Origin of the sequence: Bradyrhizobium sp. UNPA324 (genome assembly GCF_006658635.1) — a bacterium.
GTDB classification, from domain to species: Bacteria; Pseudomonadota; Alphaproteobacteria; order Rhizobiales; family Xanthobacteraceae; genus Bradyrhizobium; species Bradyrhizobium nanningense.
The window spans coordinates 2,308,149-2,324,258 of record NZ_LFJD01000004.1 but is presented as its reverse complement, the minus strand read 5'-3'; the positions used below and the strand labels follow the sequence as shown (position 1 = coordinate 2,324,258).

Sequence of the window (16,110 nt, the reverse complement as noted above, 5' to 3'; positions counted from 1 at the left end):
GATCCCGCCTCTCCGCCGGCGCGCGGACCTGCCCTGTGCTTGCCGTGACGTGAGCAGCAAGCGACGTGCCAATTTGCGGGCGGTCCGGCTGCCGTTGGCGTCGTTATTGCATAGCACCGCGGAACGGGTGGGCATGTCAGTATGATGTCGATGTATTATCAGGCCTTTCAGAACCACATGGACCTGACGGCGCCGTGGCGCGCGGGGGCCTCGTCCGCGCTCAAGTTCGTCAATCTGGTGCCGCAGGGCATGTCGGATCAGCTCATTGGCCGGCTCTCGGCCGCCCTGGAGCTGATCTCACGTTCGACCCTGACCTATCACCGGCCCGCCTACGGCATCGAGCGCGTGATGGTGGGAAATCGCGAAGTGGCCGTCACCGAGGAGATCGCCTACGCGACGCCGTTCGGCTCGCTGCTGCATTTCAGGAAAGACGGCGTTGGCGAGCAGCCGCGCATGCTGCTGGTGGCGCCGATGTCCGGCCATTTCGCGACGCTCTTGCGCGGTACCGTGCAGACGCTGCTCCAGGACCACGACGTCTACATCACCGATTGGCACAATCCGCGCGACATTCCACGCCGCGAAGGCCGCTTCGGGCTCGACGACTACACCGAGCATCTGATCGACTTCCTGGGCCAGCTCGGCCCGCGCCCCCACATGGTCGCGATCTGCCAGCCTTCCGTCTCGGCGCTCGCGGCCGCCGCGATCATGTGCGAGGACAACCATCCCTCGCGGCCGGCGACGCTGACGCTGATGGCAGGTCCCATCGACACGCGGATCCAGCCGACCAGGGTCAACGACTTCGCCAAGAGCAGGCCGATCGAATGGTTCGAGCGCAATTTGATCAACTACGTGCCGGTGCAATGCCGCGGCGCCCTGCGCAAGGTCTATCCCGGCTTCGTACAGCTCACCGCGTTCGTCTCGATGAATCTCGAGCGCCACATCAAGCAGCATCTCGACCTCGCCAACCACATCGCCAAGGGCGAGAAGGACAAGGCCGCGACCATCAAGACCTTCTACGACGAATACTTCGCCGTGATGGATCTGCCGGCCGAGTTCTACATCGAGACCGTGCGCGACGTCTTCCAGGAGCACCTGTTGCCGCAGGGCAAGCTGATGCATCGCGGCCGTCCCGTGAACACCAGGGCCGTCAGCCGCATGGGGCTGATGACGGTCGAGGGCGAGAAAGACGACATCTGCTCGATCGGCCAGACCCTCGCCGCCCAAGACCTCTGCACCGGCGTGCGCGCCTATCGGCGGGTGCACCACATGCAGGCCGGCGTCGGCCATTACGGCGTGTTCTCAGGCCGGCGCTGGAATAACGAGATCTATCCGCTGTTGCGAGATTTCGTGCACGTCAATTCGTGAGGCCACGCCGCGGCGCGCTGGAGTTGCTCTTCAAGCCCGTATCGAGCCGGGCCACGCGACGACTTGCCCTGACATCACAAGGCGGTTGCGTCCGCCCTCCTTGGCGGCGTAGAGCGCCTTATCCGCAGCCGCTATCAGCGACGTGCAATCCGCCTTTTCGCCGAACGAATTATGTGTGGCCCCACCAATACTGAGGGTGACCTGCCTGGATGACGGGTTGAGCGCGTGCAGGATGCCGAGGCCCTCAATCGCCTGCCGGATTCGCTCGCCGACCTGCTCGCAACCTCCTGCGTCGGTATTCGGTAGCAGCAAGGCGAATTCCTCACCACCGTACCGGGCCGCCACGTCTGCCGGCCGTCTGGCCTGCTGCGCCAGGACCCCCGCGATCGAGCGGAGACATGAATCGCCCGCTTGATGCCCGTACCGGTCGTTGAAGCTCTTGAAATGATCGACGTCCATCAGCAGCAGTGACAGAGGCGTTCCTTCCCGCCTGGCCCGGTCCCATTCCGCCTCCAGCCGCTCGTCGAAGTGTCTGCGGTTTGCCAAGGCCGTCAGGCCGTCCGAACTGGCGAGAGCCGCCAGCCTATCCTCCAGATCCTTGCGTTCGGTCATGTCGCGCGAGATCGCCACCACGCCGTCGATGTGTCCACTCTGCGCACTCCTCGTGACGCGCAGTGCAGTTTCGACCCAGATCTCTTCCTTCTCACGATGACGGGCGCGATATGTGATTCTCGCCTCCTCGGCTTCGCCGTTCATCAATGCGGAGAGCGTTTGCTCAACTCGGGCCAGATCCGCGGGATTGATGCCGGCGAGGGCTGATGTATCCACCAATTCGTTCGGAGCCCAGCCAAGGATTCGAGCGGTGGACGGCGACGCATAGAGGATCCGTCCATCGACTGCGACGCGCATGACCATGTCTCCCGACTGCTCTGCAAGGAGGCGAAAATCCGCCTCCTTGGCGACCAGGGCAGCGGCCATCTTCTGCCGCAGGTGCAACTGGCGCACCAGAAAGAGCCCGGCAACACCGAGCCCACCTATCAGCGCCAGGACTGCGGCCATGCGCGTCAGCGCGGCTCGGCGCCAGGGGGCCAAGACGTCATCTTCCGATTCCGTAGCAACGAGGAGAACGGAGTAGCGGCTGCTGAGTTGATAAAAGCTCAGACGCCGAACGCCGTCGAGAGGCGACGTGAAGTAGTAGACGCCCGCCGCCGGCCGCTCGCGAATAGTCTTGAAAAGCGGAGCACTCGACAGATCGCGGCCCGTATATCCGTTGTCCGGGGTACGCGCGAGGACAATGCCTCCCGCGGTCGCCAGAGCGATTGAACCGTTCTGGCCAACGTCGAACCCGCGATAAAATTGTAGAAAATAGTCGACATCGATCGTCGTAAGGGCAACTCCGGCAAAACTGCCGTCAGGATGATTGAAGCGCCTTGACGCGGTGATGATCCATTGCCCGCCCGATCTGCTCTTCACCGGATTCCCAATGAAGGTCCCCCGGTCCGCCACGGCACGATGATGCTGGAAATAATCTCGATCGCTGTTGTTGAGACGGGCAAAATCCACTGGCGCGCTAGTTGCGAGCCAGCGGCCGGTCTCGTCGTAGATAAATACGGCGCGGATCCGGTTCGCGGCCTTGCGTCGGGTCAAAAAGGTCTGAATCTTGGCGATTGCCGTTGGCCCGGTTCCCTCCAATTCGAGTTGACCAACCAGCACATTCAGAACGGTGTCCGCGAGTTCGAACGTGTCGTCCGCGTGTTGCGTCAGCGACCGGGCCAGATTGGCCATGTCCGTTTCGGAGCCCTTCAGCACCGCCAGTCGCGAGGACCATTCCCGCCAGCCGCTGAGCGCGACAATCGCCATACAGGCGACCGCCACGAATGCCGAGACCCAGAACGTCAGACGCCCCTGGCGAACATCAGTACGGTGATCGATCAAGAGATGTTCCCTCCACCCTCAACCCCGTAAACGCCTTGGGCTAAGGGACAGTTGCCCGTTCCGGTTGAGTTTTTTGACAAGGCTCCGGGAGAAGACCGACGGCATCGATGAGCGGCTTGACCGTCGATCGATAACCCATCGACCGGTCGGGCGAGAAGGACACCACAGCAATCAGCCCGACTTGACGGCCTCGCTCAACGTGCCGGCCACTCGGCCAAAGTGAGGCTCAGTGAAACTGGCCGGATGCAGGCTTCGGACTCCGGCAAGATGTGCCAAATCGTCGATCCGCGGTTGAGGCCGAACGACCAGGCTCTCTGCCGGCAAACGCACCGGCGGCGAGAGCGATGCGGGCTTCGCGCCAGTTGTAACAATTTGAGGCAACGGCACGGCCATTGACCAGATGTTCTTGAGCATCGCCCTGTTCACGGAGCATGCGATGACACCGTTCTCCTTCAGACGGGCGACGGTAAAGAGCTTGCGAATCAGCAGGTCTCGTTCAAGCGATTGCGGCAAATGGAACTGCATCCCGACCAGCCGGCCTCGTTGTTGTACGATCATCGCGTCGATCCAGCCCACCTGCATGATGTGCACTCGCAGCGGTTCTCCAGCGCCAGGACAGTCAATGCCGGAGCCGAGCAGAACGCCAGCGCCAGAGAGGGAGATGTTGTTCACGCGCCCAGAAAGCCGTTCGCCGGTCCCAGTCTGGATCAAGACCGATTCATCGACGTCGAAACGCTCCTCGGCGCGTCCCATCCGAGCCTGCAGCGAGGTCATGCAGACGAAGAAGAGCACGACGATGTTCACCACCGACCAGAAGGCGACCATCGGTAAAGCGGCCGGATGATCGATCATCCGCCATTCCGGGATGGTGTTCAGAACCAGGCCGACAACCGTCAACGCCATCAGCGCCGCCGACGGCCAGAATATCTCCGCGGCGTAGCTTGCGCACCGCGCGGCAGCTCCCTTGGGCGTCACCTTGAACGCATGTCCCGTCGGCTTGACGAGAGTCCCGAGCACCGTCGGCAGAATCTTGAAGCTCTGGATCGTCGCCGACACCTGAGCGGCCAGCGGAAAGTGCACGTGCGGCGCAAACCAAGAGATGCCGCCGTTGAGCGCCAGGATCGCGGGGAACAAGTAAAAGAAGACCGACTCGGGGGTGACGTCGACGACAGGCGCTAGACCGGTCCACATGAACACGATCGGAACCACCACAACCATGAGCGCCCGCAAGCCCAATGAGAGCCAATGGGTCGGAAAGAACAGGAGCCGATGCATCAAGCCGAGTCCGGGGCCGAGCGGACCGGCGGCGAGATACAGAGTCTGGATCGCGCCACGCGCCCAGCGTTGCCGTTGCACGAAAAACGCGTCAAGGCTTTCTGGCGCCAATCCAATCGCCAGGGGCTCGTGGAGATAACGGGTGATGTAGCCTTTGCGCAGCAGGACCAGCGTCAGCAGAATGTCTTCGGTAATGGACTGGGTTGGCAAGGCATCCCCAACCACGCGAAGTGCTGCACGACGCGTGACGGAGTTGGAACCACAACAAAAGGCACCATCCCAGCCGTCGCGCGCGGGCATGATTGAATCGAAGAAGAACCGTTGTTCGTCCGGCAATCCCCTGTGCAGGCCGAGATTCGCCTGCATCGGATCCTCGTTGTAAAAGGTGTGCGGGATCTGAACGATTCCGATCTTTGGATCCGCGAAGAAGCCGATCGTGCGCATCAGGAATTTGCGCTGCGGCACGAAGTCCGCGTCAAAGATCGCAAAGAACTCGCCGCTCGTCTGCGTCAGCGCATGATTGATATTGCCCGCCTTGGCATTCAAGTTGTCGGCGCGCGTGAGATACCCGGCACCCTTTTCCTCGCAGAGTTCCTTGAGCCAAGGCCGGCGACCATCATCCAGAACCCAGACCTGGAAGTTTGGATAGTCCAGACACAGCGCGCCGGTGATCGTCTTTTCCAGCACCTCGAACGGCTCGTCATAGGTTGGAATAAGGACGTCGACCGATGGCAGCTCGTCATCCGGGAGGCTGCGAAGCCGACGCTCGTGCTGATCTGCCTCGCTGCGGCGATCGGTCCTGCGAAGGAAAATCAGATAAAGAATGAACTGATCCGTGAAGGTCAGGAGCTCAACGAAGAGACAGAACCAGATCCAGCAGACCTGATACCAAGTCCCGGTTGCCGGCAGCACCGTGGTGAAAATACGCCATTCGAGATAGCGGGCCACGACAAGCCAAACCGCGACAAAGACCGCGACGCGTGCCCAAAGGCGCGTGACTGGAAAGGTCGGCGCCAACAGGTACATCGCCGCAAAGATGCCCACCATCGGCGCGAACAGCTGAGAGAGAGACAGGGTCATGGCCTGCATGGAACACCTCGCTCACAGGGACGACTGGGCGAGCTCCAGGCGCGCGGTTAGCCATTTCAACTTCGAGCTGACCAATCGTAGCAAACCGTCGGCTCTGCGCTCGAAGCGCACTTCGGCCAGCCGTCCGATATCGCAGGAGCCATTGCGGTCGGCCCACGTTTCGTTTGGGGGAAGCGATATCTCGACGGTAATGTTGCCGGGATCAGGCCGCGGCACCCGAGCCGCAAGCAGTCGATCATCGGCGTAAGCAGCCGATCCCCGGACTTGCCGGACCTGGCCGGTCTTCCATTCGCCGCTCCCAATCAGGCGGACGGTAGCCGCATCTCCGGCCTTGATCTTCTCGAAATCGCGCTCGGGCAGTTCAACGACAATGAAGCGGCGTTGGCAGTCTGCAAAATCGAGGACCGATTGCCCTTCCGTGACCATCGAGCCCGGGCTGGCCGCGACTGACCAGACGACATGGGCGGCAGGCAACGACAGATCGTAGTGATCGAGACGATCAAGCCGAACGCGCTCCTCGGCGATTTCCGCGGCCAGTTGCGCAGAACGTGAGCTGTTTTGCAACTCGTCCGTCTCGAGCTCCTGGCGGCGGAGAACAAGCCGCTCGCGTTGCTGCTGGGAGTAGGGCACGTCATTGGCATCGCCACGAAGATAAAGACCTTTCTCGGCCGCCCCCAACTCGGTCTTGAGGCGCTGCAGGCGTTCATCGGCCATCTGGCACCGCGTTGCGGTTGCCTCCTGCGACGCCTGGGCTTCGCCGGAGCGGATCTGCGAACTGATGCCGAGCTTCACGAGCCTCTCCATCCGGCCCGCGACATCGTTCCGCTGCCGCGCCTCGGCGAGACAGCCGCCTTTTTCAACTTCCGTTTCGCCGATTTCGTGGCTCAGCCGCGCGACCATCCCCAAACGATAGTCCTCGCTGCGCTCGCGGAGCTTGCGATCGAGCTCGGCGATTTCCTCGAGTTGCCGACGTGCGAGCTCGGCGCGTTTGGTGGACACGGCAAGCTGCTGATCGAGGTCCATGAGGTGTCGGCGGTCCGGCGAACGCGCCCCGACCAGCGGCACCACCCGGCTCTGCTGGAAATATTCGCCCTTGCGCGGAAGATCAGGCGAGAGCTGACCCGCGAAGGGTGCGGTCACCCGCATCAGCTCGGCATTGACAAAGGCGGAGGGAGCGATTCGGTAGGTCACATACGGCAACAGGGCCCATCCGCTCAGCGCGATGATCCCGAGCGCCAGGGCTCGACGAACAACCCGGCTGCGAATGAAACGTTCGACGTGCAAACGAACCACGACTGGATCTCCAATGGGCTTTGGTCGCTGCGCCTGCCGCAGCGAAGGCAAACCAATCGTCGGGCGTTGGGATGAAGTTTGCGCCTTGAGGCAAGGAGCAATCCGACAACATTGCCGCCAGCCGAAATCAGGATTCGCCACCGCGGCAGACTCGCCTTCGCAACCACGAGAAGCATACCTAGGGTTCACCACATCAGGTTAAGCCGTGTCAAAACCGGATAACTACGGCTGCCGAATCGAGGATCAGGATATCGCTCCATTCCGGCTTGAAGTCGGCGCGGCGTTTGCGCCGATCACGGCGCGGCTAACGCCCATTCCCAAGTAGCTCTTTCGCTTCCAGGACTTCGGGAAGATTTTGCTCCGCCTCGAATTCAGCGAGCACGGGAGCGAGCACCTCGGATATCGCATTCGCTCGGTCATTTGCCTCTTGCAGCCGGGCAAGTTCAAGCGCGCTGCGCAGCTCGAAAGTCCTGGTCTGCTGGTGTCGCGCGATTTCCAGCGCTCGCTTCAGGGCATCTTCGGCACTGGATCCGTCATGGCGCGACAAGAGTTTACCGCGGACACGATGCAGCTCGGCATCAAGCCAATGCTGGCCGGACTGTGCCGTCCCGGCGATCAATTCGTCCAGGATATCCAGCCCGGTCTCGACTTCGCCCAGCTCCGCATTCGCCATGGCGACATGCAGCCCCCAAAACGGTTCGCAGAGGTAGCAATCGTTCTCGCGCAGCGAGGTCCAGCCGTGACGCATGTCCGCCAATCCGGCCATTCGGTCGCCGGCGCGCCACTTGGCGAGGCCATTCAGGTAGGTGCCCGCGGCCACGTATAGCGGCATCGTGTGGTCGCGCGCGAGACCGAGCGCCAGGATCGTCTCTGTTTGCTGCAGCGTGCCCCCGCATATCCCGTCGAACACTGCGCGATGAACCAGCGCATTCGCCTGGGACAGCGCTCGTTTTTCTGCCGGAGCACCCACCGCTTCCGCGGCAAGCTTGCGCGCACGAGCGGTGCTGCCGAGCGGCCAGAGCACCAGGGCAAGAAATCTCATGATCACGAACGGCAGATCCAGCGCCGAAGCCCTGAAGGTCGCGGGATCCGGCTCGGCACCATAGATCGCCAGCGCCCGCTCGAGATGCGTTCTCGCATTCAAGTAATCGCCCGCGAACCAGCAGGTGACGCCGCCCGCCCAATGGGCAACCACGGCGGCCACCGGCGAGTCCGGTCGTCGGTCAGCGGCGCTTCTGATGGCGTCCGCCAGCTCCCGCATCGGAGCGAGTTCGCCGTGCGTCAGGCAGGCATTGAAGAGTCCCGAATGCACCGGCGCCAGCTCAACGGGATCATCGATGTGGGCTGCGAACTGGCGCGCACGCGTCCATGCCGCGACCGTTTCGGGAGCGCTATGGCCGAGGCTGCCCCTGAGTGCACGGCCATATGCGATTTGAAGATGCAGCCTGCTCATCACCCGGCGCGGCTCGTCTGGCAACTGATCTGCGATCGCAATGGCCTTGCCGAGATGCGCGATCGCCTCGGAATAGGCCGAGCGTTTCAGTGCCTGCTGGCCCGCCTTGCGCCACCATTCGAGTGCGACCTCGCTCAGCCCCGCCTCAGTGAAGTGGTGTGCCAGGACTTCCGGCTCGGTCTCGGCGACGGCTGGAAACTTCTCGCGCAGGACCTCGCCAATTCGCGTGTGAAGCACCTGCCGTTTGCTCTTGAGCAGGCTCTCGTACGCCGCTTCCTGAACGAGGGCGTGCTTGAAACTATAATTTGCTTCGGGCGGCGCCCCACGGCGCAACAGCAATTCGGCCTCTTCAAGCTGTCCCAGCGCAGCCCTCAGGGTCAGATCATCGCGTCCTGCCACGGTCTTCAGCAGCGCGTACGAAAAGTCGCGGCCGATGGCCGCGCCTATCTGTGCCACCTCCTTGACCGGAGCGAGCCGGTCGAGCCGCGCCATCAGCGAATCCTGCAGCGTCGCGGGGATGGCAAGCGGCGGCAGCGGACTATTCAGGCGGTAGCGTCCGGCATCTTCGACGAGCAAGCCGGACTCCAGCACCATCTTGGTCAATTCCTCGACGAACAGCGGGATGCCGTCGGTCTTGTCGATGATCTGCTTCATCATCTCGCGTGGCAGCTGGCGGCCGACGACCACCTGCTCCACCAGCGCGCGCGTGTCCTGCCGGTCGAGCCGGTCGAGCCGCAACAGACTGACGTTGGCAAGGCCCGACCAGGAGGGCTCGAACTCCGGCCGGGATGTCATGAGCACGAGTATCGGCAGGGCCCTGATCCGATCGACCGCGAGATCGAACAGCTCGAGCGTCGTGGCATCGGCCCAATGCATATCCTCGCAGATGAGCAACAGAGGCTGGCCTCGCGCCAATCCCTCGAGCTGATCGAGAAGGACGGCAAACGTCTGTCTCCGCTGCTGCGCCGGGCTCAAGCCGAGGGGCGGGTAACGGTCGCCTATGGGAATCGAAAGCAGAGCCGCAATCAGCGGGGTTGCTCGGGCGACCTGCTGGGTTCCCAGCGCCAGCATGGCCTCGAGCTTGTCGAGCTTTTGTTCCGGCGTGTCGTTCAAGCGAATTGCGGCGGCGCGCTCGAGCTGCGCGATAAAGGGATGAAGTGCACTGTTGGTGTGATAAGGCGAACACTGATACCGCACTCGACGGTGTGTCCCCAGCGAGGGGCTCTCGGACAGTGTTGCCACAACGCGCGACTTGCCGATGCCAGCTTCGCCGGAAATCAATACGATCTGGCCCAAGCCCTGCCATGCCTCCCGCTGGCGCGAGAGAATGAATTCGATCTCGTCCTTGCGGCCGACAAAGCCGATCGAGCGCGCGGCGCGGACCGCCTCGAAGCGGCTCTCCGATGCGCTCGCTCCTTCCACCGCCCAGACCGCGATGGGCTCGCTTATCCCCTTGACCTCGCGACGGCCGAGATTGCGGAAGGTGAAGAGATCGCCAAGCAGCCGGCGCGTCGATGAAGCAACGACGACCGCCCCCGGCTCCGCCAGGCTCTGCAGCCGGGCAGCGAGGTTTGGCGTATCGCCGACGGTTGCGTGCTCCTCAGATGCATCTCCGCTGATGAGGCCGCCGACCACCACGAGCCCGGTCGCGATTGCGATCCGCAGTTCAACCCGTTCGCCGGCTCCTGTCTCGAGCTGGCGAATCGCAGCGATGATGTCGAGGCCCGCCCGCACTGCGCGCTCCGCATCATCTTCGTGGGCGCGCGGATAACCGAAGTAGACGAGGATTCCGTCACCGACGAATCTGGCAATCCTGCCGTCATAAGCGGCAATGACGCGCGCGCAAGCGGCGCGGTAGGCCCGGATCACTTCCCACAGATCCTCGGGATCGAGACGCGCTGAGAGCGCAGTCGATCCGACCAGATCGCAAAACATGACGGTGAGGTGGCGCCGCTCCGCGTCGTGAGGAGGAGACGGCGACGCGATCAATGCGGCTGGATCGAGCTCGGCAATGGCACGCAGCATCTTGCGGCGATGACCGAGCAGGACTCCGAGCTTGTCAAAGTCCTCGTCCATCAGTTCGGGGAGGATGCCCACGTCGATGCCATTTTGGGCAAAACGCTCTGCGTATTGCCCAAGCCCCAGCTTCTCGAGCCACTCCGCAATCTGCATGGCTCCCACCGATCTTGTGACTGGCAGTTAGCAGAATTTTGGACCACGGCCGCGCAGAGAGAATATCCCAACGCGGTCATGATGGCACGTCTTGTTTGCCGTGCGAAAACCTAGGTTACTCAGTACCGGTACGGTTTCGATCGGGACACTGCTCGATGCGAAACGGCTGCGCTACCAAACATCGCTGGCGCGCAGCGTTGGACAGCAGAGGTTGCGATGAATCGTCGTTGCTCATTCCAGACCTGAAGCCGAACCAACACTGCGGCTTGTGCTGACGTACGATGTCAAGCGGACGTTCTTCCATGAGCGCACGTCCTTCATTGCTTGTTGATGGGCGCTTCGTAGTTGCGAGCCATCGTGCCCGCCGCAACCTGAAGCGAAGAACCAACCACCCAACAGCCGGCAACAAAGCCTATCAGGCCGTTAGGCAGATTTTGATCAAGGACAAGGATGCTGACCGACAGAGTTGCGGCGATCGCTGCGCTGAACGTACCGGCTGCACTCATGATCTCGGCCGGCTCGGAACCGTTCCATTCTTCCGAGATGCTCGATGCCGGCTTCCGTGCGACATTGCCGGCCAAGTCGATTCCGACATAATAACTGAGAGCTCCGTAGATCATTGTTATCAGCACGATCCAGCCGCTTTCAAACAGTCCGCCTTTCTGACGCAACAGGGTCGCACCCACATAGAGGCCGCAAGAGGCTCCAACGGCTCCCAGCCCAATTCTTTCAAGGATATGGGCCGACTTGATCAGACTGGAACGGGGGATCCGAAGACTGCCGACGTGCCTTGTGAGGGAAAATGCGTTGGAAAATGCGCTGCTAATCTTCATTGGGGGCTCCTTCTGAGTAAATAGCAGCCTACCGGCCGACCCGAATAGAAGCTGCCAGGACGCGTTTCTCGATGCCCTTGATTCCAATTTCTGAAAAATCTGTGCTGAGTGATGGAGCTGGCTTGCTCGTGAGCAAGACGAGGAGCCAATCCAAAGCTGCGAGCACGCGGCTGCGCAGGCATTGCATCTCACCCGTGTTCGTCAATCAGGTCCGGGTGCGGCAATTTCTTGCGGACGTGGTAGTTCAGAAAGAGAGTGATCGAGTATGAAGCGGTTCACATACCGCTGTTCCCTGTCGCGCCATCCGCTCACGATTTCCGGAGGACATGTGGAGCTCGCAGTCAGCCCGACCATTCCTCGCCCCAGACCTGCACGACGTGGCCAGGCGAGACTTCGCGATATTGCCGCACCGGCGGCTGATAATCCGGCGCACGCACGGGACTTCTGATCTCGTCGTTCGACACGTCGCGCCGCGTGCCGCGCCGCGACGGATCGGGCACGGGCACGGCGACCATCAGCTTCTTGGTATAGGGATGCTGCGGATTGCCGAACACGGATGCGCGCGGGCCGATCTCGACGATCTCGCCGAGATACATCACCGCGACGCGGTGGCTCATGCGCTCGACGACCGCGATGTCGTGCGAAATGAAGAGATAGGCAAGGCCCATGCCGGCTTGCAGGTCGAGCATCAGATTGACGACCTGCGCCTTGACCGAGACGTCGAGCGCGGAGACCGCCTCATCCGCGACGATCAGCTTCGGCCCGAGCGCGAGAGCACGCGCGATGCAGATGCGCTGGCGCTGGCCGCCTGAGAATTCGTGCGGAAAGCGCGCGGCCATGTCGGCGGCAAGACCAACGCGCACGAGAAGGTCCGCGACCTTGTCGCGCGCCTGCGACGCCGAAGCCAGCCCGTTGGCAAGCAAGGGCGCGGCGATCGCCGTCCCCACCGACATGCGCGGATTGAGGCTCGCGAACGGATCCTGAAAGATGATCTGCATGTGCTTTCGAACGTCGCGCAAGGTGCGGCCATTCAGGGCGAGGACATCCTGGCCGTCGATCAGCACGGTGCCGCTGTCCGGCTCGGTCAGCTTGAGAATCGAGCGGCCCGTGGTCGACTTGCCGCAACCGGACTCGCCGACCAGCGCCAGCGTCTCGCCGGCCCGCAAGGTGAAGGAGACGTTCTCGACCGCATGGACGCGGCCGGAGACCTTGCCGAACAATCCGGAACGGATCGGAAAGCGCGTGGTGAGGCCAGCGACTTCGAGCAGCGGCCGCTCGGCCGTCGAGACGGTGTCGGGCGTCTCCGCCGGCTCGTCCGAGCTCCCCGTCACCTTGTCGACGATCGGAAACCGCATCGGCCGGGCGCAGCCGTCCATCGAGCCGAGCCGCGGCACCGCGGCAAGCAGCGCGCGCGTATAGGGATGCGATGGCGCCGCGAAGATACGCGCAGTCGCATCCGTCTCCACCGCCTGGCCGCCATACATCACCACGGTGCGGTCGGCGATCTCGGCGACGACGCCCATGTCGTGGGTGATGAAGAGGATCGACATCCCCTCCTCCTGCTGGAGCTCCTTGAGGAGCTCGAGGATCTGGGCCTGGATCGTGACGTCGAGCGCGGTGGTCGGCTCGTCCGCGATCAGGAGCTTCGGCCTGCAGGCCAGCGCCATCGCGATCATCACGCGCTGGCGCATGCCGCCGGAGAAGCGATGCGGGTGCTCGTGGAAGCGCGACCTCGCCGCAGGAATGCGGACGCGGTCGAGCAGGCGGATGGTCTCGGCCTCCGCCGCCGCGCGCGACAGGCCGCGATGCTGGATCAGCGCCTCCGCAATCTGGAAGCCGATGGTGAGCACCGGATTGAGGCTCGTCATCGGCTCCTGGAAGATCATGGCGACATCGTTGCCGCGGATGTCCTTCATGCTCGCTTCCGGCAGCGTCAGCAGATCGCGGCCGGCCAGCGTGACACGCCCCTCGACGCGGCCGATCTCCTTCGGGATGAGCCGCATGATCGACAGCGCGGTCACGCTCTTGCCCGAACCGGACTCGCCGACGATCGCCACGGTCTCTCGCGGCGCCAAGTCGAAGGAGACGTTGCGGACGACGGGAATCCATCGTCGCTCGAGCATGAACGACGTGGTGAGGCCGGAGACTGACAGCACGGGGGCTTCGGCAACGAGCTGCTCGGGTTTGGTCGCGCCGGTGCTCATACCTGGACCTCGAAGCCTGCCGCAGAGAAGGTGCGCTCCCTCCCCCGCTCGCGGGGGAGGGTTGGGGAGAGGGTGTCTCGACAACGAAGACTCCCCCAGAGGAGAGAACCCTCACCCGCGCCTTTGGCGCGACCTCTCCCGCAGGCGGGAGAGGTAAGAGGAGCTCGTGGCTGCACCAACGGTCTCATCATCATCGCGCCTCAATATCCGCGCGTGCGATCGACGCGCCCCGGCAACACTTCGCCGCGGCGGTGGCGGGCGATGACGTCGAGCACGAAATCGACGGCGGTGTCGGGCGTCGTCATGCTGGCATTGTGCGGCGTCAGCAAAATGCGCGGGTGGCTCCAGAACGGATGTCCTGAGGGAAGCGGCTCAGGATCGGTGACGTCGAGCACCGCACCTGACAACGCGCCGCTGTCGAGCGCGGCGAGAAAATCGGCCTCATTGAGATGCGGGCCACGGCCGACATTGACCAGCCTCGCCCCGCGCGGCAAGCGCGCGAACAGGTCCGCGTTCAGGATGCCGCGCGTCTCATCGGTGAGAGGCAGCAGGCAGATGAGGATGTCGCTCTGCGCAAGGAATTCGAATAGCGCTTCTGCACCCGCGTAGCAGGCGACGCCCTCGATCTCGCGCGGCGACCGGTTCCAGCCCAGAAGCGGAAAGCCGAATGCCTTGAGGCGTTCGAGCACGGCCTGCCCGAGCTGGCCGAGCCCCATCACACCGACGCGCCGACGCCTGGCCGGCGTGATCCGGATCTCGCGCCAGACCCGCTCCTTCTGTTGGCTGATGAATTGCAGGAGGTCGCGATGCAGGGCCAGCACGGCCATGGTGACATATTCGACCATGGTCTCGGCAATGCCGGGCTCCAGCATGCGGACCAGCGGAATGTGCGCCGGAACTTTCGTGGCATCGAACTGGTCGACGCCCGCGCCGACCGAGAACACGAGCTCCAGGTTCGGAAAGGTCGTCGCGATGTCGTCGGGCGGCACCCAGGTCACGAGGTAGCGCACGTCGGCGGGATCGCCGATATCGGGCCAGAGCCGGAACGGCAATTCGGGCGCACGCTCCGCAAAGAAGCGCGCCCATTCGGCGCCGCGCACCATGTTGGCCTTGTAGAGAACCGTCATGCGGCCCTCAGAACGGGCTGACCGGCGCCAGCCGCCGGCCGTCGATCATGCGCTTGTGGCTGTAGGCGGCGGGATCGACCAGCGGCGTCGCGCCGGTCACGATGTCGGCGGCGAGCTTGCCGGCCGCGGGGCCGATGCCAAAGCCGTGGCCGGAGAAGCCGGTCGCAAGGAAGAAGCCCGGCAGCGCATCGACCGGCGAGATCACGGGGATCGTGTCGGGTGTGCAGTCGATGGTGCCGCCCCAGGCTTCGGCGATCTCGATGTCGTTCAATTCCGGATTCGCCTTGATCAAAGACGCAAGCGCGGCATTGACCAGTGACATGTCGGGCTCGGGATCGCGCACGCGCTCAGTCTCGAACGGCGACGGCTTGTCGAGGCTCCAGCTGGTGCCGCGCACGATCTGCTCGAAGAAGGACTTGCCGAACGAGAGTTTCAGCCCGTTCTTGCGATGCAAATAAGTCGGCCAGAACGTGCGCGCGTAGCGGAACAGGTCGGGCGACAGCTCGACCGTGCCGCGGTTGCGCAGCGCCAACGTGAAACCGCCATCGAGGCGGCGACGAATGCAATAGAAATCCGTGCCGAGCGCACCGGAAGTGATCTCCGGCGCCGGCGTGGTCCGGCATGCGGTGGCGTTGACGAGGCCGATCGGCAGCTCGATGCCATGGCGGCGGCAGAACAGCGACGACCACGCCCCGCCGGAGAGCAGCACCGATTGGGTGCGGATGGTGCCCTTCTCGGTGACGACGGCGCTGACGCGGCCGCCTTGCGTCTCCAGCCCGCGCGCCGCGCAGCCCTGATGGATGCTGACGCCATGCTTGCGCGCGGCAGTGGCCAGCGCCGGCACGGCCATCGACGGCTCGGCGCGGCCATCGCTCGGCGTGTGAAGACCGCCGACCCAGGCGTCGGTATTCCCCGGCACGCGCTCGGCGACCTCTGCCGGCGTCAGCACGGTGGAGTGGACCTGCATCTCGCGCGCGACCGCGGCCCACCGCTCCCAGCTTGCGAGCTCGTCCTTGCTCTTGGTCAGGAACAGCACGCCGGTGCGACGGAAACCGGCATCGACGCCGGCATCGTTCTGCATGTCCTCCCAGAGCCGGAGCGCCTCGCGTGCCAGCGGAATTTCCTCGCGCGCGCGGCCCTGCTGCCGGCACCAGCCCCAATTGCGGCTCGACTGCTCGCCGCCGACATGGCCCTTTTCGACCAGCGCGACGGAATGCCCCTTCTTCGCCAGATGATAGGCCGCGGACACGCCGATCACGCCGCCGCCGATGACGACGACGTCCACCTGCGCCGGCAGGCGTTCGTCGCTGTTGATGCGATTGAGCGGCGGTGACATGGGGCACTCCTGGATTTCAGTTTCGATC

9 protein-coding genes are annotated in these 16,110 nt (G+C 63.5%); 1 reads left to right on the top strand and 8 read right to left on the bottom strand.

The genetic code is table 11. The features are described 5' to 3' along the window. Positions 1–141 precede the first annotated feature (141 nt). Positions 142–1,365, top strand: a complete 1,224-nt coding sequence (locus UNPA324_RS11270) for a polyhydroxyalkanoate depolymerase (RefSeq protein WP_128920089.1) — start codon at positions 142–144, stop codon at positions 1,363–1,365. A gap of 30 nt (positions 1,366–1,395) precedes the next feature. On the opposite strand, the gene UNPA324_RS11265 is transcribed toward UNPA324_RS11270, so the two are convergent. The 8 genes from UNPA324_RS11265 to UNPA324_RS11225 form a co-directional block, all read right to left on the bottom strand. Next, a complete protein-coding gene (locus UNPA324_RS11265) occupies positions 1,396–3,225 on the bottom strand; it encodes a sensor domain-containing diguanylate cyclase (RefSeq protein WP_502705465.1) in 1,830 nt (609 codons plus the stop codon). Positions 3,226–3,471: 246 nt separating this feature from the next. Beyond that, complete coding sequence (locus UNPA324_RS11260) at positions 3,472–5,664, bottom strand: glycosyltransferase (protein WP_141934709.1); 2,193 nt, start codon at positions 5,662–5,664, stop codon at positions 3,472–3,474. 12 nt (positions 5,665–5,676) lie between these two features. Further along, on the bottom strand, positions 5,677–6,957 hold the full coding sequence (locus tag UNPA324_RS11255; protein WP_245471845.1) for an HlyD family secretion protein: 1,281 nt from the start codon (positions 6,955–6,957) through the stop codon (positions 5,677–5,679). Positions 6,958–7,261: 304 nt separating this feature from the next. Beyond that, the gene (locus tag UNPA324_RS11250) at positions 7,262–10,582 is read right to left on the bottom strand and encodes an adenylate/guanylate cyclase domain-containing protein (RefSeq protein ID WP_181769360.1); all 3,321 of its coding nucleotides are present in this window, start codon (positions 10,580–10,582) and stop codon (positions 7,262–7,264) included. Between the two features lie 317 nt (positions 10,583–10,899). Continuing rightward, positions 10,900–11,415 (bottom strand): hypothetical protein, encoded by a 516-nt coding sequence (locus UNPA324_RS11245; protein WP_128920092.1) that lies wholly within the window; start codon positions 11,413–11,415, stop codon positions 10,900–10,902. Between the two features lie 341 nt (positions 11,416–11,756). Continuing rightward, on the bottom strand, positions 11,757–13,619 hold the full coding sequence (locus UNPA324_RS11240; protein WP_141934707.1) for an ABC transporter ATP-binding protein: 1,863 nt from the start codon (positions 13,617–13,619) through the stop codon (positions 11,757–11,759). Positions 13,620–13,819: 200 nt separating this feature from the next. After that, positions 13,820–14,746, bottom strand: a complete 927-nt coding sequence (locus UNPA324_RS11230; protein ID WP_141934706.1) for a 2-hydroxyacid dehydrogenase — start codon at positions 14,744–14,746, stop codon at positions 13,820–13,822. Between the two features lie 7 nt (positions 14,747–14,753). Then, on the bottom strand, positions 14,754–16,082 hold the full coding sequence (locus tag UNPA324_RS11225; protein WP_141934705.1) for an NAD(P)/FAD-dependent oxidoreductase: 1,329 nt from the start codon (positions 16,080–16,082) through the stop codon (positions 14,754–14,756). Positions 16,083–16,110 lie beyond the last annotated feature (28 nt).

Bases quoted from the DNA above. Each gene is read 5' to 3' on its own strand.
- UNPA324_RS11270 (WP_128920089.1), top strand. From the start codon at position 142: ATGATGTCGATGTATTATCAGGCCTTTCAGAACCACATGGACCTGACG.
- UNPA324_RS11265 (WP_502705465.1), bottom strand. From the start codon at position 3,225: ATGGCGATTGTCGCGCTCAGCGGCTGGCGGGAATGGTCCTCGCGACTG.
- UNPA324_RS11260 (WP_141934709.1), bottom strand. From the start codon at position 5,664: ATGCAGGCCATGACCCTGTCTCTCTCTCAGCTGTTCGCGCCGATGGTG.
- UNPA324_RS11250 (WP_181769360.1), bottom strand. From the start codon at position 10,582: ATGCAGATTGCGGAGTGGCTCGAGAAGCTGGGGCTTGGGCAATACGCA.
- UNPA324_RS11245 (WP_128920092.1), bottom strand. From the start codon at position 11,415: ATGAAGATTAGCAGCGCATTTTCCAACGCATTTTCCCTCACAAGGCAC.
- UNPA324_RS11240 (WP_141934707.1), bottom strand. From the start codon at position 13,619: ATGAGCACCGGCGCGACCAAACCCGAGCAGCTCGTTGCCGAAGCCCCC.
- UNPA324_RS11230 (WP_141934706.1), bottom strand. From the start codon at position 14,746: ATGACGGTTCTCTACAAGGCCAACATGGTGCGCGGCGCCGAATGGGCG.
- UNPA324_RS11225 (WP_141934705.1), bottom strand. From the start codon at position 16,082: ATGTCACCGCCGCTCAATCGCATCAACAGCGACGAACGCCTGCCGGCG.